Origin of the sequence: Janthinobacterium sp. BJB446 (assembly GCF_002735655.1) — a bacterium.
Lineage (GTDB): Bacteria > Pseudomonadota > Gammaproteobacteria > Burkholderiales > Burkholderiaceae_D > Janthinobacterium > Janthinobacterium lividum.
Genome location: NZ_PDZK01000001.1, coordinates 879,401 through 898,549, shown reverse-complemented (window position 1 = coordinate 898,549; position 19,149 = coordinate 879,401). Strand labels below are relative to the sequence as shown.

Here is a 19,149-nt window from a genome sequence, read left to right as displayed (position 1 = left end):
AAAGTTACCCCAAGTGATTACCCCCATGAAGTCCGCATTTGCGCGCTGGCGCCTTGGCGCCCAGCCCGCCATTCCGCCCGCCCTGCTGAAAAACCTGGTTCCCATCGTCGTGCTGGCCATCGGCATCACCGCCATGGTGACCATGTATGCCTGGCGCGACCAGGCCAACTACAAGCCGGTGTTTGGCGCGCGCGAAAAAGTGGCCGTGACGGACATGATGGCCACCCTGGACGCGGAACACATCCCTTACCGCCTGCATCCGGACAGCGGCCAGGTGCTGGTGCCCGACGCCATGCTGGGCAAGGTGCGCATGCTGCTCGCCTCGAAAGGCGTGACGGCGCAGCTGCCGGCCGGCCTGGAGCTGATGGACAAGAACGACCCGCTGGGCGTCTCCCAATTCGTGCAGGACGTGCGCTTCCGCCGCGGCCTGGAAGGCGAACTGGCGCAAAGCATCATGACGATGGACGCGATCGCTTCGGCGCGCGTCCATCTGTCGATTGCCAAATCGACTTCGTTTGTCGCCAGCGACGGCGACAAATCCTCCGCTTCCGTCGTGGTGGCGCTGAAACCGGGCCGCACCCTGGCGCAGGAACAGATCGCCGCCGTCATCAACATGGTGGCCGGCAGTGTCGCCAGCCTGGCGCCCACGCGCGTGAGCCTGGTCGACCAGAGCGGCAACCTGCTGTCCTCGCACATCGACCTGACGGATGGCTTCGATGCCTCGGCCGCCGGCAACGAAGGCGCGAAACGCTTCCAGGATGAAATCCGCCGCAACGTCACGGGCTTGCTGGGCCCGGTCATCGGCGAAGACAACTTCAAGCTCAGCGTAACGGCCGCCGTGAACAACGACCGCGTGGACGAAACGCTGGAAAAATACGGCGAAGCCCCGAAAGTGACGAGCGAAGCGATGCGCGAAGAGCAGGAACGCAACCGCACCGTGGCCGGCATTCCCGGCAGCCTGTCGAACCGTCCGCCAGCGGCCGCCGTGCCGGCACCGGCCGACGCCGCCGGCGCCGCCCCCGCCGATGGTGCGCCGAAGCCATCCGACGATGGCACGGCCCGCAAGAACGCCACCACGCGCCAGTACGCCTACGACCGCAGCATCACGCAGATCAAGCGCAGCCGTGGCCGCCTGGAAAAACTCAGCGTCGCCGTCGTCCTCAACAGCGCCGCCGCACCGAATCCGAAAACCGGCTGGACCCCTGCCGAACTGGGCAATATTGAAAAAATGCTGAGCAGCGGCCTGGGCATCAACGCCCAGCGCGGCGACAGCCTGAGCCTGACGGCGCTGGCCTTCCCGACCAAGCCGCCCGTGGCGCAGTGGTGGGAAGAGCGCGATACCGTCGTCGATTTCAGCAGCTGGCTGCTGTACGCCCTGGGCGCCATCCTCGGCTACTTCCTGATCCTGCGTCCGCTGCTGCGCCTGCTGACCACGCGCCTGGCGCCGCCGCCATTGAAACAACTCGATCCCGCCCTGGCACTGGGCGGCAACAGCGCCGCCGGCGCGAATGGCGTGGCCGCAGCCGGCGCGCCTGCCCTGGGCGTGAATGGCAGCCCGCTGGCGCTCGAAGGCGAGGCCGCCGCCGGCAACATGCCGGTCGTGCCGCTGCTGGAAAACTATGACTTGCCGCCACCTGGCTCGGCGGTCGACGTGATGGTCGACCACTTGAAAGTGCTGGCTGAAAAAGAACCCGAGCGTGTCGCCGAAGTCGTCAAACAATGGATGCAGAAAAATGGCCGAACTCAACAACAATAATCCCTCCGACGGCGCAGAATACGAAAGCGTCAGCCTGAACCCCGTGGAACAGGCGGCCATCGTGCTGCTGAGCATCGGCGAAGAACAGGCCGCCAATGTGCTGCGCTGCCTGTCGCGTGAAGAATTGCTGGAAGTCACGCAAGTGATGTCGCGCATGAGCGGCATCAAGGTCGAATCCGTGAAAACGGCCATGCAGACCTTCTTCGACGACTACCGCCAGCAAAGCGGCGTGCACGGCGCCTCACGCAGCTACCTGAAGCGCTCGCTGGACATGGCGCTGGGCAGCGATATCGCAAATAGCGTGCTGAACAATATTTACGGCGACGCGATCCGCCCCAAGATGGCGCGCCTGCAGTGGGCTTCGCCGAAATGGCTGGCCGAATACATCGTCAACGAACACGTGCAGATGCAAGCCGTGTTCCTGGCCTTCCTGCCGCCCGCGCTGGCCGGCCAGATTCTCGATGCCCTGCCCGTCGAAGGCCGCGACCTGGTCTTGCTGAACCTGGCACGCCTGGACGAGATCGACCGCGACCTGCTGGTCGAGCTCGACGAACTGGTGGGCCGCTGCCTGGGCACGCTCGACACGCAAAGCACCAGCGTGGAAGGCATCCGCCAGGCGGCCGAGATTCTCAACCGCATGCCGGGCAACCGCGCCGCGCTGGTCGAACTGCTGCGCGCGCACGACCCGGAAGTGGTGTCGGAAATCGAGCTGAGCATGTACGACTTCCTGATCCTGGCCACGCAAAGCGATGTCACGCTCACGCGCATCCTGGAAGACGTGCCGATGGAACAGTGGGCCATCGCCCTCAAGGGCGCGGAACCGTCGATCCGCGACGCCGTGCTGAAAACCATGCCGCGCCGCCAGGCGCAGAGCTTCGAAGACATGATGCGCCGTTCCGGCCCCGTACCGCTGTCGCGCATCGAACAGACGCGCCAGGAAATCATGGCCACCGTCAAGGGCCTCGCCGATGCGGGCGAGATCGAAGTGCAACTGTTTGCCGAAGCGGTGATCGAATGAAACACTTCCGCTCGTATCGTTTCCCGCCCCTGTCGCAATTCATCGCCGCCGGCCAGCGCGCCTCCAACGAGGACACGGATGGCCAGTGGCAGGCGTCCGTCTCGGAAGGCTTCGAGCAGGGCCAGCGCGACGGCTACGAAGTGGGCCTGGTGCAAGGCCAGCAGGACGGCTACGACACCGGACGCAACGATGGCATGGCGCAGGGCCGCGAAGAAGGCCGCAATGAAACCCTGGTGGCCCTGGACCGCCTGGCCCGTCCTGTCGACGCCATCTTGCGCGATCTGAAAAAAGTGCGCGCCGATTACCGCGAAGCGCAGCGCAAGGAAGTGGTCGACCTGGTGGCCAAGGTGGCGCGCCAGGTGATCCGCGCGGAACTGGCGCTGCAGCCGGTGCAATTGCTGGCCCTGGTCGACGAGACCCTGGCCTCGATGCCGCCCACGCGCGAAGAAATCGACGTCTTCCTCAATCCGGAAGAATTGAAACGCATCAGCGAACTCGATCCGAAGCGCGCCAAGCGCTGGAACCTGATCGCCGACGCGCGCCTCGACGCGGGCGAATGCCGCATCAAGGCGGGCGACAATGAAGTCGACGCGGGCTGCCATCAGCGCCTGTCCGCCTGCATGGAACAGGTCAGCAGCCACCTGGCGCTGGCCGCCGAACACGCGGACCAGGGCGCGCCTGCATGATCGCCGACACGCTGCGCAGTTTCGAGATCGGCGATATCCCGGTCGCGACACCGACCGGCCGCCTGGTCGGCGCCTCCGGCCTGCTGCTGGAAAGCGCCGGCTGCCGCCTGCACACGGGCCAGCGTTGTCAAATTGAAACTGTGAACGGTGAGTGGCTCGATGCGCAAGTCGTCGGTTTTCGCGAAAAACTGTCTTACCTGATGCCGTTCAAGAAGGCGACAGGACTGACCACCGGCGCCAGAGTTCTCCCGTTGCCCGACAAGGCCAGCCTGCAGATCGGCCCGTCCTGGCTGGGCCGCATGGTAAATGGCCTGGGCGAGCCGATCGATGACCTGGGCCGCCTCGGTGGCGAACACATCCTGGAAGTCACGCCACCGAAGATCAATCCCCTGAAGAAACAACCGGTGGTAGAACCGCTGGACGTGGGCGTGCGGGCGATCAACAGCATGCTGACCCTGGGCAAGGGCCAGCGCGTGGGCCTGATGGCCGGTTCCGGCGTGGGCAAGAGCGTGCTGCTGGGCCTGATCACGCGCCAGACGGTGGCCGATGTCGTCGTCGTCGGCCTGATCGGCGAACGGGGCCGCGAAGTGCGCGAATTCGTGGAAAAGTCGCTCGGCGCCGAAGGCTTGAAAAAGGCCGTGCTGGTGATCGCACCGGCCGATGAGTCGCCCCTGATGCGCATCATGGCCACCGAGCTGTGCCATTCGATCGCCGCCCATTACCGCGACCAGGGCAAGCACGTACTGCTGCTGGTCGATTCGCTGACGCGCTATGCCATGGCCTTGCGCGAAGTGGCGCTGGCACTGGGCGAGCCGCCGGCCACGCGCGGCTACCCGCCGTCCGTCTTCTCGAACCTGCCGCAACTGGTGGAAAGCGCCGGCAACGGCGCCCACCCGGAAGGCAGCATGAGCGCCATCTATACGGTGCTGGCCGAAGGCGACGACCAGCAGGATCCCGTGGTCGACACGGCGCGCGCGATTCTCGACGGCCACATCGTGCTCACGCGCGAACTGGCCGAGCGGGGCCACTACCCCGCCATCGACATCGCCGCCTCGATCAGCCGTTGCATGGCGCAGGTGATCACGCCCAGCCACATGCAGGCGTCGCGCGCGCTGAAAGCGTCGATGGCGCGCCATGCGCGCGTGCGCGACCTGATCCCGCTGGGCGCCTACGTGCCCGGCGCCGACCCGATCACCGACCGCGCCGTCCAGCTGCACGCGCCCATCGAAGCCTTCCTGTGCCAGGGCACCAAGGAAGAGGCGCCGATGGGACCGTGCATCGAACAACTTGAACAGATCATGGCCTAGGAGCATACGTGAGCGACGCGCATACCATCCGCAACCTGACCACCCTGGTCGGCCTGCGCAGCACCGAAGTGGAACGCCTGCAAGGCGAAATGGCGGCGCAGACGGCCGTGCGCGAGCGCTACCAGAAAAACCTGGAGCGCCTGACGGGCCTGTACACGGATAGCGGCCCCAGCGGCGCCCTGCCCCTGGCCCTGTCCGTCAACTGCGGCAACTTCAAGCAAGCCGTGATGCAGATGGCCGACCAGCACCGTACCGATCTGCACCTGCACGAAGCCAACATGGCCGTTTCGCAACGCGCGCTGAATACGGCCTGGGCCAAGCGCGAAGTGCTGGACCAGGTGCTGACGCAAAAGCAAAAGCATGTTGCAAATGAGCAACACCGAGTTGATGCCAAGCGGCAAGACGAGCTGGCGACGCAATTCTGGTTCCGCGGGCAGGTAAAATGAGGTTTGTGTAAGTTTCTTTCAGGAAAACTTCACGAAACGGGAATGGGGGTCGCCTTGTACCGGTATATCCCTTTATTCAGGAGTCTGGCATGGCAAACGTAATTACCGCACCACGATACGATCCGATCGTCACAGCAGAACAATTGGCTACCAAATCGGTGGCGGCGCAAAAGGCAGCCCTGGCGAATCAGACCACGCTGGCCAACAACACCAGCAGCGCGCTGGGCAACCTGAAATCGGCCATCTCGGCATTCCAGCTGGCGATGACGACCATGACGTCCAGCAAATCGGTGCTGAGCCAGTCCGCCACCTTCAGCAATACCGCGTATGGCACGGGCACGGCCGGCATCAAGGCGGCGCCTGGCAGCTACGCGTTCTTTGTCGAACAACTGGCCACGGCCAGCCAGACCTCGTATGGCGGCTTGAGCAGCACCACGCCAGCCAACGGCGGCAACATGACCATCCGCCTCGGCGATCCGCTGGCTGCCGTCACCGCCGACAACGCCTTCGACATCGACCTGGCCGCCGCCAACAAGGATGGCGACGCCTACCTGACGCCGCAGGAAATCGCCGCCGCCATCAATGGCAACAGCAAGAATAATGCGCGCGTCACCGCTTCCGTCATCAATATCGGCAACCAGGCGCAACTGGTGCTGACGTCGAATCTCACCGGCGTGGCCAATGCCGTCTCGATCGACACCAACAGCGTGACGGATGCGGGCCTGAAGTCAGCGCTGCAGAGCGACATAAAAGCCATCGCGGCACCGAAGGACGCCATCGTCTGGCTGGGCGCGCAGGGTTCCGGCACCAAGATCACGCAGGCCTCGAATACCTTCACCAACGTACCTGACGTGAAAATGACGTTCACCAAGGCCATGACGGCAGGCGAGAGCCCCGTGACCGTGACCGTCGGCACCGACAGCGCCGGCACCATTGCCAATGTGCAAGCTTTCGTCGATGCCTACAACAAGCTGAAAAGCGTAATGGATGGCCTGGCCAGCCCCGGCAATCCGGAAAAAAATATCGCTGCCGGCATCTTTGCCCACGACTCCGGCCTGAACGCCCTGCGCACCAGCATGGGCGATGCCCTGCGCCTGAACGTCGATGGCGTATCGCTGGTAGCGTATGGCATTACCGCCCAGCGCGACGGCACGATCAGCCTGAATACGGCCAAGCTGACGGCCAAGCTGGCGGACAATCCTGGCGGCCTGGACAAACTGTTCGGCAATAACAGCCTGTCGGCCCCAGCCGGCGTGCTCGGCGGCCTGGACAAGGTGCTGGGACAGTGGAGCAATGTCACCAAAGGCCAGATCACCCAGCGCATGGCAGCGACGGACAAGTTGCAGAAAAGCCTGGCCAAGAGCGCCGAGCGCCTGACCAACCAGTACAACACTGCCTACACCCGTTTCCTGGACCAATATTCCCGCCTGCAAGTATTGCAGGAGCAAATGACGCGGAATTCGGACATGTTCGATGCCATGTTTAGTAACGATAAATCCTAAGGCGGACGTGCCTGCCGCGCCGCCACAGTTAACATAGCGAGAAGAGAATAATGTTGAACAATGAAGCTTACGGCAGCTACCATGCCGTCAACCTGGATTCCCAGACCGCCCGCGCCACACCGGTCGAACTGGTACTGGTGCTGACGGACGGCCTGCTGGAAGAACTGGCGCGCGCGCGCGGGCACATCGTGGGCAAGCGCTACGAGCAAAAGGCCATCAGCCTGGATAAATGCACGCAGATCATCAACGGTCTGTCGAGCTCGCTCGATTTCGACAATGGCGGCGAAGTGGTGGTCAACCTGGCGCGCCTGTACGACTATTGCGTGGCGCGCCTGTACACGGCCGGCATCAAGCTCGACCCGACGCTGATCGATGAAGTGACTACCTTGATGACCACCATCAAGCGTGGCTGGGTGGGCGTCCAGGCGAATAATGCCTAGGCGCGCTGCGCTGCAGCAGCTGAGCCGGCATTTGAGCGCGGCGGTCGCCCAGGCGGACTGGGAGGCGATGGAAAAACTCTCGGCCAGCCTGGCGAAAAACATTCCGCTGCTGGCCGAACGTGGCGCATGGAATGCGCTGGAACAAACAGAATTGTTGCAATTGCGCAAAATTCACGCGCAAGCGGTTAAAATTTGCTCTGCGGAAAAAGAACGCCTGGGTCAACACCTGGGTGCATTACAGGCAAATAAGGAAGGTTGGGTCGCCTACGCCGCGCTCGGCGAATACGACTCGGACGGGAATCAAGCATGATCATGAACTTCAACAAGGCGCCGGCCGCTCCGGCAGCGGCGGCCAATGCGGCACCGACACCAGCGTCGGCGCCAGCGCCGGCACAGACGGCCACCTTGCCTGGCACGCCAGGCTATGGCAGCAACGGCGCCGCGCCCTCCGCACTGCCCCTGTTTGCGCAGGTGCTCGATGTGACAGGCGGGGAGTCGGCCGATGCCGGCACGCCCGCGCCCGCCCCCGTCAAGGATGGCGACAGCGACAGCCAGGCCGACAGCGGCTTGCCTGCCATGGCAGCGCCCGTCATCGGCCTGCCTGTGACGCTGCTGCCGCCAACGGACCCGGCCGCAGCCGAGGCGCGCGCCGCCGCGCAGGCACAGACACCAGCCCAGGCGAATGTGGCGCAAGCCAACCCGGCACTCAACATCAGCCTGCATCCGGCGGCAATCACCCTCACCGCACAGGGAACGGCGCAGCCGGCAGGCCGCGATACGCGCGAACCGCTGGCAGCAGCCATCCCGGCGAGCGCCGCCAAGGGCAGCGCGCCCGCACAGCCGTTCGAATCGCTGCTGCAGCAAGCCGCTCCGGCAAGCGCCGTCGCCGCCCCTGCCGCGCGCGATGGCGAACGCAGCGCCGCGACGCCCGCGCCAGCCGCGCCCAACCTGGGCTTGACGGGCGCCATGGGCAATACGGCTACGGCGGCCCCGGCCGGCGATACCATCAAGCTCAACGGCCCTGCCCAGCAATGGCAGGAACCGCTGCGCGAAGCGCTGGGCGAACGCCTGCAGACGCAGATCGGCCGCAACAGCGAACACGCGACGATCCGCCTCGACCCGCCCATGCTGGGCCGCATTGAAATTTCCATCCGCCACACGGCCGGTGCGCTGCAGGTAAACGTCACGGCGTCGAACTCGGAAGTGTTACGCCAGCTGCAAGGCATCGGCGAAAACATGCGCAGCGACCTGGCACAGCGCCAGTACACCGAGGTGGCCGTGAATATCAGCGCCACCCCGCGCAGCCCGGCCGCCCAGGCGTTTGCCGAAGGCGATGCACGCGGCCAGCGTCAACCGGGCCGCCAGCAGGATGATGCCGAACCGGGCCGCGCCCTGTCCGACGGCAGCACTGCCAGTACCACTTACGCCATGCACGAGCGAGAGAGCGCCTGATGAATATGAAAATGAAACTGATCGGCGGCTTTGTCGCCGTGGCAGTGCTGGCCGCCGGCGCGGCTGGCGGCGCCATGTGGTACCTGGCCAAGCCGGTTGCCGGCCATGCCGATGCCACCGAAGCGAAAGCCCCGCCACCGCCCGCCACGGGCAAGAAGGCACGCAAGTTCATTACCCTGGACAAGGTTATCGTGATGCTGCGCCGCGGTCCCGGCGACGGTGAAACGCATTACCTGTCGGCCGACCTGGTGATCGCCACCACCGAGGAAAAGGAAAAGCTGACCAAGGACCACTTGCCGTTGATGCGCTCGATCGCCGTCAGCACCCTGTCGAGCTTTCCGATGGAAAAGGCACAGACCATGACAGTGGAGCAGTATGCCGAACAGATCAACAAGGCCTTCAATGTCAGCTATGAACGCGAGCAGATGGAAAAACCCTTCACCGAAGTCATGGTCGGCAAGCTGATCATTGAATAAGCCAACACGCCAGCCGACCTAGTGGGAGATCCCTTGGCCTATGTAGAGCAATACCAGGAAGCGTATGGCGCCGGCGAATATGCGGCCGCCAGCGCTTGCGCGGCCGTGCTCAGCGTTGCTGAAGAGCAACAACATCTGGTCGCGTACTCCCCTTTGGTGAAACGCATCGTGCGCCAGCTCAATTCGCAGGTGTCGGGCGCCATCGACCGCGACGACATGGAACAGATTGGCCTGATGGGCCTGCTGGAAGCCCTGCGCCGCTACGGCGTGCCGGATCAGTCTTTCGGCAGCTATGCCAGCCTGCGCATCCGTGGCGCCATCCTCGATGAACTGCGGCGCCAGGACTGGCGCCCGCGCGCCGTGCGCCAGGAAAGCCACCGCCTGCGCGACAGCGTGCGCGCCCTGACCCGGCGCCTGGGGCGCGAGCCGCTGGAAGCGGAAATCATGGCGGCCCTGAAACTGACGCCGGAAGCCTTCCAGGAATATCAATTGGCGGAAAACGCCGAGCTGATCGCCAGTTTCGACGAAGTGCTGCAGGAAAGCCTGGGCCAAGCCGACAGCGCACCGAGCCCGGAAGAGCAATTGATGGTGCGGCGCAGCCTGGAACAGGCGCTGCGCACGCTGGACGAACGGGAACAGCGCGTGGTGCAGATGTATTACGAATTCGAACTGAGCTATAAAGAAATTGCCGCCGTACTGGACCTGAGCGACGCCCGCGTCTGCCAGCTCAACAAGACGGCGCTGGGCAAGATGAAAGCCATGCTGCAAGACGCATAAGAGTAAGCAAGATCCATCAAATTGACGCAGCACAATGACGCAGAAAGGCAGTTGACATGGTAATTATCGGTATCTTAATCGTGATGGGGTGTGTATTCGGAGGCTTCGCCCTGATGGGCGGCACCGTCCACGCGATCTGGCAACCGGTCGAGTTGATCATCATCATCGGCGCCGCCGTTGGCGCCCTGGTGCTGGGCAACCCCAAGCATGTACTCGGTGAAATGCTGCACCAGATGCGCAAGATCGTCACGCACAAGAAGCAAGGCTCGGAATTCCAGCGCCAGTTGCTGCTGCTGATGTATGAACTGCTGCAAACGGCCGCCGGAGGCCTGAAGGCGCTCGACGCCCACGTCGAGGCACCGCGCGAAAGCGCCCTGTTCCAGCGCTATCCGCTGGTACTGGAAGAGCCGAAGCTGCTGGCCTTCATCGTCGACAACTTCCGTTTGATGGCGATGGGCAAGATCAACGCGCATGAGCTCGAAGGCGTGCTGGAGCAGGAACTGGAAGCCATCCACGACGAATTGCTGCAACCGTCGAAGTCCCTGCACAAGATCGCCGAAGCCATGCCAGGTTTCGGTATCCTGGCTGCCGTTCTGGGCATCGTGATGGCCATGAATTCCGTGGCCGACGGCGCCGATGCGGCGGAAATTTCGGAAAAAGTGGGTGCCGCCATGGTCGGTACCTTCATCGGCATCTTCTTTTGCTACGGCGTGCTCGATCCGATGTGCAACATGATGAAGCAATTGGTGGGCGAGGAAGGCTCGACCATGGAATGCGTGAAGGTCGTGCTGGTCACGCACGTGGCGGGCAAGCCGCCCCTGCTGGCGATCGATGCGGGCCGCCGCCTGGTGCAGCTGAACATCAAGCCGAGCTTCGCCCAGCTGGAAAGCTGGATCAATGCGCTGGAAGATGGCGGCGCGGAACAAGAGCAGGGCCAAGGCCGGGGAGGCCGCCGTGCTAAAGCCGCATGAGAAACATGAACAGGCCATCATCAAGCGTGCTGGCCGCAAGCATGACGACGATGGTCATGGCGGCGCCTGGAAAGTAGCATTCGCCGACTTTTGCCTGGCCCTGCTGTCGCTGTTCCTCGTGCTGTGGCTGATGGCCGCGCGCGAGCAGCAGGCAATGAAGGAAATCATGATGGATGCGTCGGCCAGCAGCCGCCAGGGCGAAGGCCAGGGCGTCATGCCGGAACAGAGTGGCGGTCCGCGCGGCAGCCTGATCGAGCGCTTCCCCATGCCCCGCAAGGGCTCGGGCGACACGCGCACGGAAGGCAAGCAGATGCAGGACGGCAAAGCCGGCTCCGCGCCGCAAAACCAGACCAAGGTCAGCTACCAGTCGCCGGAAGACTTGATGGCCTTGTCGCGCGCGCTCGACAAGCTCAGCGACGAAGCGGGACTCAAGAGCAACCTGCAATCCGTGATCACGCCGTACGGCTTGCGCGTCATGCTGCACGATACGGACAAGCAAGGCATGTTCGTGCGCGGCAGCGCCGTGCCGACCGACCGCTTCCGCAAGCTGCTGCGCCAGATGGGCCCCGTGTTTGCGCAAATGGAAAACCAGATGCTGATCGTCGGCCACACGGATTCCTTGCAATACGCCAATAACGGCTATGAAGGCTATTCGAACTGGACCCTGTCGGCCAACCGCGCCATGTCGGCGCGAGCGCAATTGCTGATCGGCAGCATGAGTCCGGACAGCGTGCTGCAAGTGGTGGGCATGGCCGACCGCGCGCCGCTGGACGTGAAAAACGCCAGCGCCGGCATCAACCGCCGCATCGAACTGTTAATATTGACGCGTGGCCAGGCAGACAGCATCGCCGCCATGTTCGGCATGGCCGGGCAAAAGCCGCAAGGCGACGAGCTGCAGGTGGGTGAACCGGATGCGGGCACCTTGCAGCGCCTGCGCGAAAAACTGGGCCTGCCCGCAAAGAAGGAGCGGGATGAGCATGCAAATTAAGGGCAAGGGACAACGTATGAAAATCTCCTCCGGCAATACCGGTGCTGCCGTGCGCAGCAGCGCCGTCGCGCCGGCCGAGGCGATCGCCGAGAACGCGGGCGCCGCCGGCGCCATGGGCGGCTCGTCGGCCGGGGCGGAATTGCAATCGGCCGTGCTGCAACCGGCCATGGCCGCCCTGCGCGCCATGCCCGAGATCGACCACGAGCGCGTGGCCATGCTGCGCGATGCGCTGGCCAAGGGCGAATTGCCGTTCGATCCATCAAAACTGGCAGGCTTGATCCAGCGCTTCCACGGCGGTGAATCGTGACCGCAGCGCGCAAGGGCATCACGCGCCAGGAAGCCGTGCGCCGCGTGCTGCAAGGCATGAAAGACGACAGCATCGGCTATGCCGCCCTGCAAACCTTATTGGAAGAGCAATTCCAGGCCACCCTGCACCACCGCAGCGCGCAGCTGACGGCGCTGGCCGACCAGGTCATCGCCGCCGTCGAACCGCTCGATGCGCGCCGCCGCCAGCGGGTCAGCCTCGTCACGGCCCTGCTGGGCCCGCAAGGCGACATGTCCCAATTGTTTGCGCTGTTGCAAGAAGACGCGCGTGCGTGCGCCGAACGCGACTGGGCTGCGCTCGAGCAGATGGTGCTTGAATGCAAGCGCCTGAACGCCCGCAACAGTGATTTATTAACAGAGCAGTACAGCATCATGCAGCGCGTGCTGCATGGCGAGGAAGATACGTATGCGCCAGGCTGATTTCCTGACCACCCGCGCCACGGCGGCAACGCCGTCGACGGCAGCCACGTCCGCCGTGCAGAGCAATATGCGCGCCACCGACGCCACCAGTTCCAGCGGCAACTTCAGCAGCGTGTTCCGGCAAGTACAGGGCGAAGTGGCCCGCTTCATCGAACAGGGCGGCGGCAATGCCACCAGCCTGAACCCGCAAGGCCGCGCCTACCTGGAACAGAGCCAGCCCGTCAATGTGCTGGGCAGCATCAACCAGGGCGGAGAAATCGGCGAAGTACAGCAGCAATTTCTCGCCTCGATCAAGCCGTGGACGCAAGAAACAGGCGCGCGCCTGGGCGTCGCGCCGGAAATCGTCGCCGCCCACGCGGCACTGGAATCGGGCTGGGGCCAGCGTCCGCTGCGCCAGGGCACGGGGGCGGACACGAATAATCTGTTCGGCATCAAGGCCGGCGGCAAATGGCAGGGCGACGTGGCCAGCAATGTCACCACCGAATACGAGGCGGGCAGCGGCACGGCCCTGAAGAAAACGGAACGTTTCCGCAGCTATCCGGACCAGGCCAGCGCCTTCCGCGACTATGCGCAAGTCTTGCTCGACAATCCGCGCTACCGCGCCGCCCTGAACACGGGTGCCGACGCGGGCGCCTTCGCGCAAGGCCTGGCGCGCGGCGGCTATGCCACCGATCCGAATTACGCCGCCAAGCTGACGCAGCTGGCGACGCGTCTGCAGCGCACGGCCGCCGCAGACTGATTTTCCTTAACGGCCGGGAAGTTCGGCCGGTTCCACCACGCCCGCATCGACCACCCTGGCACGTATCACCGTGCCGCTGGTGGCGTTGCGCACGCGAATCACCTCGCCCAGCGCCCCCGGATCCATCGCTTCGCCGGCCATGCTCACTTCCACCTGCTCCTTGCGCGCCACGATATTCACCGCACTGCCCCGCTTGATCAGCACGGGCGATGCCAGTTGTCCCTGACGCAACACTTCGCCGGCACGCAAACTGCGCCGGCTCGACAGGCCAACGGCCCCGGGCAAGGAGGCAATACTGTCGGGCACCATCGTCACGTCGCGCCGCGCCAGGGTCACGTCGCCCGCCTGCAACGGCGTATTGGCCGTGACGGGGACGCTGGTGACGGCCACCTGGGCCGTGATGCTGCCGCGCGCCAGCATTTCATAACGCCAACCGTTGCTCCCAGGACACACTGCGACAAAGCGCATGCGCTGCGCCGAGCGGCTGTCCGCCGTTTCCAGCGCAACGGGCGCCGCGCACGCCGGCACGGGGCGCGTGCTTTTTACCACGGTGACTTGAAACTGCGGTTCCAGCAATCCGGCCGAGGCTGCCTGCTGCGCCAATTGCTCGCGCGCCAATTGTTCCACACGCGAAAATATATTGTCGGCTGGCAATTCTGCGCGTCCTGCACTACTATATAGGCTGGTCAGTAAAAAGAGGCCCGGAAGCAGTATGTGACGACATTGCGCCTTGTTCCACATCACGGAATAGTTCTCAAAGTAAATCATTGCTAACCTTAATCAAAGATACTGAAGCGGCATGACCTTACCATGCGTCAACATGACCAGGCTGGGATTTTACCTCTGCACCACCTATTTTCTAGCCCGAACCGCAAAAAGCACGAACGAATTCAACACAAAGGATGACCATGGGGATTAATTTCAAGGATGCGCTGGGCGTGCACGCCGATGCGCTCGCGCTGCGTGCCGACCGTACACGCGTACTGGCCGCCAACATCGCCAATGAAAACACGCCCGGCTTCCAGGCCATGGACATGGATTTCGGCAGCGCCCTGCAGCAGTTGCAGGACAACGAAGCCGGCCTGCTGTCGACCGATGACGATGCCAGCGCCCTGTACCGCGTCCCCTATCACCCCAGCCGCGACGGCAATACCGTCGAAATCGGCGTCGAGCAGGCGGCGTTCTCGCAGAATGCCACCGACTTCCAGACCAGCCTGACTTTCGTCAACATGAAACTGAAGGGTCTGTCCAAGGCCATTTCCGGACAATAAGGATCAGCATGAGCTTCCAGGATATTTCCAAGATCGCCGGTTCGGCGATGGCGGCGCAAACCGTGCGCCTCAATACCATCGCCAGCAACCTGGCCAATGCCGATTCCGTGGCCGGTTCCGAAGGCGAAACCTACCGCGCGCGCAAGCCCGTATTTGCGGCCGTGATGGATGGCCCCGGTGCCAGCGGCGCCGGTGGAAGAGTGCAGGTGCTCGACGTGGTGCAAAGCGACGAGCCGCTGCGCAAGGTGTATGAACCGGGCCACCCGATGGCCAATGCCGATGGCATGGTGTTCTACCCCAACGTCAATCAGGTGGCCGAAATGACCGACATGATGTCGGCGTCGCGCGCGTTTGAAACCAATGTCGAAGTTCTGGGCCGCATCAAGTCGATGCAGCAATCGCTCCTCAAATTAGGTGAAGCATAATCCATGGAAACCAATCTCTTTACAAACAACACCAGCGGCAGCAACAGCGGCAGCAATGCCGTCAAGTCGCAAAGCAATGCCACCCAGGATATGTTCACCAAATTGCTGGTGGCCCAGATCAAGAACCAGGATCCCCTCGCGCCGACCGATCCGAGCCAGTTCGTCAATCAATTGACGCAGCAGGCGCAGACGGAAGCGATGCAAAATCTGTCGGCGCTGACCAGCGCCAATGCCAGCGTGCTGCAATCGATGCAGGTGCTGGCCCTGGGCGCGCAAGTGGGCTCCGAAGTGATGGTCAACAGCGAAACGGTCCAGCTCGACAAGAGCAAGGTCAGCGGCAGCATCGCGCTCGCGGCCGGCACCACCAAGACCACGGTGACCCTGAAAGGCATCGACGACAAGGAATACAAGATCGAACTGGGCGCCAAAGGTGCCGGCACGGTACCGTTTACCATCGATCCCGTGGCCCTGGGCTTGCCTGCTGGCACCTATACCATGGCGGTGACGACCAGTGGCACCGAAAAACCGACGGTCGACATCGCAGGCAAGCTCAATAGCGTGCGCCTGTCGGCCGGCGGCAGCATGATTCTGAGCGTGTCGAACCTGGGTGAAGTCAACCCTGGCGCGATCACCGGCTTTAACGGTAAGACGGCCTGATCCGCCCTTCCCTTCGTTTCCTGAACACTAATCTCGTCCTTCACTAAAGGAAGTCAACATGAGTTTCGACATCGCCCTGTCCGGTATCCAGTCCATCAACCAACAGTTGAACAGCACCAGTAACAATATCGCCAACGCCGGCACCTACGGCTTCAAGAGCAGCCGCGCCAACTTTTCGGCCATGTACGCCGGTTCGCGCGCCACGGGCACGGAAATCGGCTCGCTGACGCAAAGCATGTCGCTCAATGGCGGCGTGCTGAACACGGGCCGCGCGCTTGACGCGGCCATCGATGGCCGCGGCTATTTCGTCACGCGCGATGCGCAGAACACGATGACCTACAGCCGCGTCGGTATCTTTTCGGCCAGCAATGAAGGCAAGCTGATCGATGCGAATGGCCGCCTGGTGCAGGGCTATGCCGCCGTCAAGGGCAGCACCACGCTGGGCACCATGGGCGACATGCTCATTCCAACGGGCCAGATTCCCGCCGTGGCCTCGACCAAGCTGGCGTATGCCGCCAACATGTCGTCCGAATGGACCGTGAAAACGCCGCCGTTCAACAAGACCAACGAACTGAGCTACAACAGCGCCAAGTCCTCGATCGTCTACGATTCGCTGGGCGCCAAACACTCGCTGGGCCAGTATTTCGTCAAGACGGCAACGGGCGTGGACGTGCACTACACCTTCGACAACGCCGATGTGACGCCGGTGACGAGCATGACCTTCGACACGAACGGCAAGCTGGTGACCGGCACGGGCGCCACGCCAGTGCTGCCGACGCCGCCTGGCGCGGCGGCGCTGTCGGTCGTCATCGACTACACGGGCACCACCCAGTTCGCCGGCGAAGCCACCACCTCGACCGACCGCGCCGACGGCTATGCCTCGGGCACCTACACGGGCGTGGAACTGGCCGATGACGGCTCCGTCGTGGCGAAATACACGAACGGCCAAAAGCAGAGTATCGGCGTGATCGCCCTGGCTACCTTCCCTGACGAAGGCGCATTGACGGCCGTCAACGATACCAGCTGGGTCGCCTCGACCACCTCCGGCACCGCCATGTATGACCGTCCGGGCGTCGGCATGGCCGGCAAACTGGTGACGAGCTCGCTGGAACAGTCGAACGTCGACATCACCTCCGAACTGGTGGGCCTGATGACGTCGCAGCGTAACTACCAGGCCAACTCGAAGGTCATCTCGACCGAGAACGCCATGCTGCAATCGCTGATGCAAGCGCTGTAATCCACGATACGCAAAGGTAAAGAGCAATGGATGCGCTGATTTATACCGCCATGAGCGGGGCCGACCGTGCCCTGCGGGCACAGCAGGTACACGCCAACAACCTGGCCAACATCGAAACGGGCGGCTTCCGCGCCAACCTGGAAGTCTCCACTGCCCAGCCGTTGCAAAACGGCTATGGCTACGACGACCGCCACATGACGCAGACGCAGTCGAGCGCCATCGGCACGCGCACGGGCGCCATCAAGGAAACGGGACGCGAACTCGACGTGGCCGTCACGGGCCCCGGCTTTCTCGCGGTACAGTGGCAAAACGGCGAAGCCTACACGCGCGCCGGCGCCATGGACCTCGATGAAACGGGCGCGCTGACCATCAACGGCCGGCCGGTGCTGGGCGAAGGCGGTCCGATCACGATTCCCGAGCACACCAGCCTGTCGATCGGCGGCGATGGCACGATTTCCATCCAGGTGCCGGGCACTGCGCAGATGCAGACGGTCGACAAGCTCAAGCTGGTCAACGCCGAAGCGGGCGAGCTGACCAAGAACGAAGCGGGCCTGATCGTGGCGCGCGGCGGCGAAGACCTGCAAGCTGATCCGACGGTACGCATCCGCGACCGCCACCTGGAAGGCAGCAACGTCTCGGCCGTCGAGGAAATGGTCGCCACCATGAGCCTGAACCGCAGTTTCGAGATGCAGATGAAAGTTTTCAAGGCCAGCGATTCCATGACCGAGTCCGGCAACCGCCTGCTGGGCGCTTAAGCCCAACGCCAATCTATTATTAGGAGCAATACATGAATCCAGCAATGTGGATCAGCAAGACCGGCGTGCAGGCACAAGATGCCAAACTGCAAGCCATCGCGAATAACCTGGCCAACGTCAACACGGTCGGCTTCAAGCGCGACCGCGTCGTCTTCGAAGACCTGTTTTACCAGGTCGAGCAGCAGCCGGGCACGCAGCGCGCCGACAACACCCTCTCGCCATCGGGCGTGCAGCTGGGTAACGGTACGCACATGGTCGGCACGCAAAAGGTATTTACCACCGGCAGCCTGCAAACGACCAGCCGCGAATTCGACGTCGCCATCACCGGCAACGGCTTCCTGCAAGTGCTGCGCCCGAACGGCGAAGCGGCCTACACGCGCGCCGGCCAGTTGAGCCTGAATGAAAACGGCGTGATGGTCAACGCCCAGGGCTTGCCCCTGGTGCCGCAGATCACCGTGCCGAACAACGCCACGGCCATCACCATCGGTGAAAACGGCATGGTCACGGCCACCGTGCCGGGCAATGTCGCCGGTACCGAACTGGGTCAGCTGAACCTCTCCAGCTTCGTCAACCCGACCGGCCTGCTGGCACTCGGTGAAAACCTGTTCCAGGAAACGGCATCGAGCGGCACGCCGACGGAAGGCCGTCCCGGCGAAGGCGCCCTGGGCAAATTGAAGCAGTTCGCGCTGGAAGGCTCGAACGTGCAAGTGGTCGAAGAGATGGTCGACATGATCGCTGCCCAGCGCACCTATGAAATGAATACCAAGGTGCTGTCGGCCGCCGACAATATGCTGCAATACCTGGCGCAAGCGGCACGTTGATGAAGGCCGCACTGAAAGCCGGAGCGGCCCTGCTGCTGGTCCTGGCGGCCGGTTGCGCCAGCCAGCCGGTGGCCCCTCTGGCGCCCAGCTTTTCCGATACGCCGCTGCCCGTGGCGCCGCGCAGCGCTGCGCGCGGCGGCGTGGCCGGCGGCGTCTTCAATCCCGATGCGGGCCTGGCCCTGACTTCCGACAGCCGCGCTTTCCGCGTCGGCGACGTCGTCACGGTGGCCCTGCAGGAAACCACGCAGGCGAGCAAGAAGGCGGGCACCTCGTTCAACAAGGGTTCGTCCGTCGGCGTGCAGGCGGCCAATATCCTCGGCAAGACCTTCCCCAAGACGGGCATCGACCTGTCTGCCGACCGCAACTTCGCCGGCGACTCGACCAGCACGCAGCAAAACGCGCTGTCCGGCGCCATCACGGTGATCGTGCAGGAAGTGCTGCCGAACGGCTTGCTGCGCGTGCAGGGTGAAAAAACCCTGACCCTGAACCAGGGCGAGGAATTCGTGCGCCTGCGCGGCTACCTGCGCGCGGCCGATATCGATTCCAACAACCAGGTGTCATCGTTGCGCATCGCCAATGCGCAGATCGCCTATTCCGGCCAGGGCACCCTGGCCGAAGCCAACAAACCAGGCTGGCTGACGCGTTTCTTCGTCGGCCCATGGATGCCGTTTTAAGGTGACC

General features: G+C 63.5%; 24 protein-coding genes. 23 read left to right on the top strand and 1 reads right to left on the bottom strand.

The window, feature by feature from the left end:
- Positions 1-25 precede the first annotated feature (25 nt).
- From fliF to CSQ92_RS04025, 16 genes are all read left to right on the top strand, one after another.
- Positions 26-1,756 (top strand): flagellar basal-body MS-ring/collar protein FliF, encoded by a 1,731-nt coding sequence (fliF, locus tag CSQ92_RS04100; protein WP_099393302.1) that lies wholly within the window; start codon positions 26-28, stop codon positions 1,754-1,756.
- On the top strand, positions 1,734-2,774 hold the full coding sequence (locus tag CSQ92_RS04095) for a flagellar motor switch protein FliG (RefSeq protein WP_034787864.1): 1,041 nt from the start codon (positions 1,734-1,736) through the stop codon (positions 2,772-2,774). Before fliF ends, CSQ92_RS04095 begins: the two co-directional genes overlap by 23 nt.
- Positions 2,771-3,460, top strand: a complete 690-nt coding sequence (gene fliH / locus CSQ92_RS04090; RefSeq protein ID WP_034787861.1) for a flagellar assembly protein FliH — start codon at positions 2,771-2,773, stop codon at positions 3,458-3,460. The genes CSQ92_RS04095 and fliH overlap by 4 nt, the downstream gene beginning before the upstream one ends.
- Positions 3,457-4,767: a flagellar protein export ATPase FliI gene (fliI, locus tag CSQ92_RS04085; protein ID WP_099393301.1), complete on the top strand. Its 1,311-nt coding sequence runs from the start codon at positions 3,457-3,459 to the stop codon at positions 4,765-4,767. Before fliH ends, fliI begins: the two co-directional genes overlap by 4 nt.
- An 8-nt stretch (positions 4,768-4,775) precedes the next feature.
- Positions 4,776-5,213, top strand: a complete 438-nt coding sequence (locus CSQ92_RS04080) for a flagellar export protein FliJ (RefSeq protein WP_046684908.1) — start codon at positions 4,776-4,778, stop codon at positions 5,211-5,213.
- 89 nt (positions 5,214-5,302) lie between these two features.
- Positions 5,303-6,715, top strand: coding sequence for a flagellar filament capping protein FliD (gene fliD, locus CSQ92_RS04075; protein WP_034787851.1), 1,413 nt, complete (start codon positions 5,303-5,305; stop codon positions 6,713-6,715).
- 50 nt (positions 6,716-6,765) lie between these two features.
- Complete coding sequence (fliS, locus tag CSQ92_RS04070) at positions 6,766-7,155, top strand: flagellar export chaperone FliS (RefSeq protein WP_034757830.1); 390 nt, start codon at positions 6,766-6,768, stop codon at positions 7,153-7,155.
- Entirely contained in the window at positions 7,148-7,465 is a 318-nt protein-coding gene (locus CSQ92_RS04065) for a hypothetical protein (protein WP_034787848.1), read from the top strand. Before fliS ends, CSQ92_RS04065 begins: the two co-directional genes overlap by 8 nt.
- A complete protein-coding gene (locus CSQ92_RS04060) occupies positions 7,462-8,607 on the top strand; it encodes a flagellar hook-length control protein FliK (protein ID WP_099393300.1) in 1,146 nt (381 codons plus the stop codon). The genes CSQ92_RS04065 and CSQ92_RS04060 overlap by 4 nt, the downstream gene beginning before the upstream one ends.
- Positions 8,607-9,083, top strand: a complete 477-nt coding sequence (locus tag CSQ92_RS04055) for a flagellar basal body-associated FliL family protein (protein WP_081345405.1) — start codon at positions 8,607-8,609, stop codon at positions 9,081-9,083. Before CSQ92_RS04060 ends, CSQ92_RS04055 begins: the two co-directional genes overlap by 1 nt.
- 33 nt (positions 9,084-9,116) lie before the next feature.
- Positions 9,117-9,860 (top strand): FliA/WhiG family RNA polymerase sigma factor, encoded by a 744-nt coding sequence (locus CSQ92_RS04050; RefSeq protein ID WP_034787845.1) that lies wholly within the window; start codon positions 9,117-9,119, stop codon positions 9,858-9,860.
- Between the two features lie 56 nt (positions 9,861-9,916).
- Complete coding sequence (motA, locus tag CSQ92_RS04045) at positions 9,917-10,831, top strand: flagellar motor stator protein MotA (RefSeq protein WP_034757817.1); 915 nt, start codon at positions 9,917-9,919, stop codon at positions 10,829-10,831.
- Entirely contained in the window at positions 10,815-11,819 is a 1,005-nt protein-coding gene (locus tag CSQ92_RS04040; RefSeq protein WP_034787914.1) for a flagellar motor protein MotB, read from the top strand. The genes motA and CSQ92_RS04040 overlap by 17 nt, the downstream gene beginning before the upstream one ends.
- Before the next feature lie 16 nt (positions 11,820-11,835).
- Positions 11,836-12,126 carry a flagellar biosynthesis anti-sigma factor FlgM gene (gene flgM / locus CSQ92_RS04035; RefSeq protein ID WP_034757812.1) on the top strand — a complete coding sequence of 97 codons (291 nt, stop codon included), beginning with the start codon at positions 11,836-11,838 and terminating at the stop codon, positions 12,124-12,126.
- Positions 12,123-12,563 (top strand): flagellar export chaperone FlgN, encoded by a 441-nt coding sequence (gene flgN, locus CSQ92_RS04030; protein ID WP_099393299.1) that lies wholly within the window; start codon positions 12,123-12,125, stop codon positions 12,561-12,563. Before flgM ends, flgN begins: the two co-directional genes overlap by 4 nt.
- Entirely contained in the window at positions 12,550-13,302 is a 753-nt protein-coding gene (locus CSQ92_RS04025; RefSeq protein ID WP_070253630.1) for a glycoside hydrolase family 73 protein, read from the top strand. The genes flgN and CSQ92_RS04025 overlap by 14 nt, the downstream gene beginning before the upstream one ends.
- 6 nt (positions 13,303-13,308) lie before the next feature.
- Here CSQ92_RS04025 and flgA read toward each other — a convergent pair whose 3' ends face one another.
- The gene (gene flgA, locus CSQ92_RS04020; RefSeq protein ID WP_052140608.1) at positions 13,309-13,956 is read right to left on the bottom strand and encodes a flagellar basal body P-ring formation chaperone FlgA; all 648 of its coding nucleotides are present in this window, start codon (positions 13,954-13,956) and stop codon (positions 13,309-13,311) included.
- 254 nt (positions 13,957-14,210) lie between these two features.
- Here flgA and flgB point away from each other — a divergent pair, with 254 nt between their 5' ends.
- From flgB to flgH, 7 genes are read left to right on the top strand one after another with little or no spacing between them, the layout of a single operon-like run.
- Positions 14,211-14,573, top strand: coding sequence for a flagellar basal body rod protein FlgB (gene flgB / locus CSQ92_RS04015; RefSeq protein ID WP_034758109.1), 363 nt, complete (start codon positions 14,211-14,213; stop codon positions 14,571-14,573).
- 8 nt (positions 14,574-14,581) lie between these two features.
- Positions 14,582-14,998, top strand: coding sequence for a flagellar basal body rod protein FlgC (flgC, locus tag CSQ92_RS04010; RefSeq protein WP_034757795.1), 417 nt, complete (start codon positions 14,582-14,584; stop codon positions 14,996-14,998).
- Positions 14,999-15,001: 3 nt separating this feature from the next.
- Entirely contained in the window at positions 15,002-15,655 is a 654-nt protein-coding gene (locus CSQ92_RS04005; protein WP_070253631.1) for a flagellar hook capping FlgD N-terminal domain-containing protein, read from the top strand.
- Positions 15,656-15,713: 58 nt separating this feature from the next.
- Positions 15,714-16,892, top strand: a complete 1,179-nt coding sequence (locus CSQ92_RS04000) for a flagellar hook protein FlgE (protein ID WP_034787837.1) — start codon at positions 15,714-15,716, stop codon at positions 16,890-16,892.
- A gap of 26 nt (positions 16,893-16,918) precedes the next feature.
- Positions 16,919-17,647: a flagellar basal body rod protein FlgF gene (locus CSQ92_RS03995; protein WP_034787834.1), complete on the top strand. Its 729-nt coding sequence runs from the start codon at positions 16,919-16,921 to the stop codon at positions 17,645-17,647.
- A 32-nt stretch (positions 17,648-17,679) separates the two neighbouring features.
- Positions 17,680-18,468 (top strand): flagellar basal-body rod protein FlgG, encoded by a 789-nt coding sequence (gene flgG / locus CSQ92_RS03990; protein WP_170846442.1) that lies wholly within the window; start codon positions 17,680-17,682, stop codon positions 18,466-18,468.
- On the top strand, positions 18,468-19,142 hold the full coding sequence (gene flgH, locus CSQ92_RS03985) for a flagellar basal body L-ring protein FlgH (protein WP_034787828.1): 675 nt from the start codon (positions 18,468-18,470) through the stop codon (positions 19,140-19,142). The genes flgG and flgH overlap by 1 nt, the downstream gene beginning before the upstream one ends.
- Positions 19,143-19,149 lie beyond the last annotated feature (7 nt).

Excerpts from the sequence above, each read along its gene's own strand:
- CSQ92_RS04000 (WP_034787837.1), top strand. The coding sequence starts at position 15,714 with ATGAGTTTCGACATCGCCCTGTCCGGTATCCAGTCCATCAACCAACAG.
- CSQ92_RS04025 (WP_070253630.1), top strand. The coding sequence starts at position 12,550 with ATGCGCCAGGCTGATTTCCTGACCACCCGCGCCACGGCGGCAACGCCG.
- flgG (WP_170846442.1), top strand. The coding sequence starts at position 17,680 with ATGAATCCAGCAATGTGGATCAGCAAGACCGGCGTGCAGGCACAAGAT.
- fliS (WP_034757830.1), top strand. The coding sequence starts at position 6,766 with ATGTTGAACAATGAAGCTTACGGCAGCTACCATGCCGTCAACCTGGAT.
- flgB (WP_034758109.1), top strand. The coding sequence starts at position 14,211 with ATGGGGATTAATTTCAAGGATGCGCTGGGCGTGCACGCCGATGCGCTC.
- CSQ92_RS04005 (WP_070253631.1), top strand. The coding sequence starts at position 15,002 with ATGGAAACCAATCTCTTTACAAACAACACCAGCGGCAGCAACAGCGGC.
- fliH (WP_034787861.1), top strand. The coding sequence starts at position 2,771 with ATGAAACACTTCCGCTCGTATCGTTTCCCGCCCCTGTCGCAATTCATC.
- fliI (WP_099393301.1), top strand. The coding sequence starts at position 3,457 with ATGATCGCCGACACGCTGCGCAGTTTCGAGATCGGCGATATCCCGGTC.
- flgM (WP_034757812.1), top strand. The coding sequence starts at position 11,836 with ATGAAAATCTCCTCCGGCAATACCGGTGCTGCCGTGCGCAGCAGCGCC.
- flgC (WP_034757795.1), top strand. The coding sequence starts at position 14,582 with ATGAGCTTCCAGGATATTTCCAAGATCGCCGGTTCGGCGATGGCGGCG.
- fliF (WP_099393302.1), top strand. The coding sequence starts at position 26 with ATGAAGTCCGCATTTGCGCGCTGGCGCCTTGGCGCCCAGCCCGCCATT.
- CSQ92_RS04055 (WP_081345405.1), top strand. The coding sequence starts at position 8,607 with ATGAATATGAAAATGAAACTGATCGGCGGCTTTGTCGCCGTGGCAGTG.
- CSQ92_RS04065 (WP_034787848.1), top strand. The coding sequence starts at position 7,148 with ATGCCTAGGCGCGCTGCGCTGCAGCAGCTGAGCCGGCATTTGAGCGCG.
- CSQ92_RS03995 (WP_034787834.1), top strand. The coding sequence starts at position 16,919 with ATGGATGCGCTGATTTATACCGCCATGAGCGGGGCCGACCGTGCCCTG.
- fliD (WP_034787851.1), top strand. The coding sequence starts at position 5,303 with ATGGCAAACGTAATTACCGCACCACGATACGATCCGATCGTCACAGCA.
- CSQ92_RS04095 (WP_034787864.1), top strand. The coding sequence starts at position 1,734 with ATGGCCGAACTCAACAACAATAATCCCTCCGACGGCGCAGAATACGAA.
- flgH (WP_034787828.1), top strand. The coding sequence starts at position 18,468 with ATGAAGGCCGCACTGAAAGCCGGAGCGGCCCTGCTGCTGGTCCTGGCG.
- CSQ92_RS04060 (WP_099393300.1), top strand. The coding sequence starts at position 7,462 with ATGATCATGAACTTCAACAAGGCGCCGGCCGCTCCGGCAGCGGCGGCC.
- motA (WP_034757817.1), top strand. The coding sequence starts at position 9,917 with ATGGTAATTATCGGTATCTTAATCGTGATGGGGTGTGTATTCGGAGGC.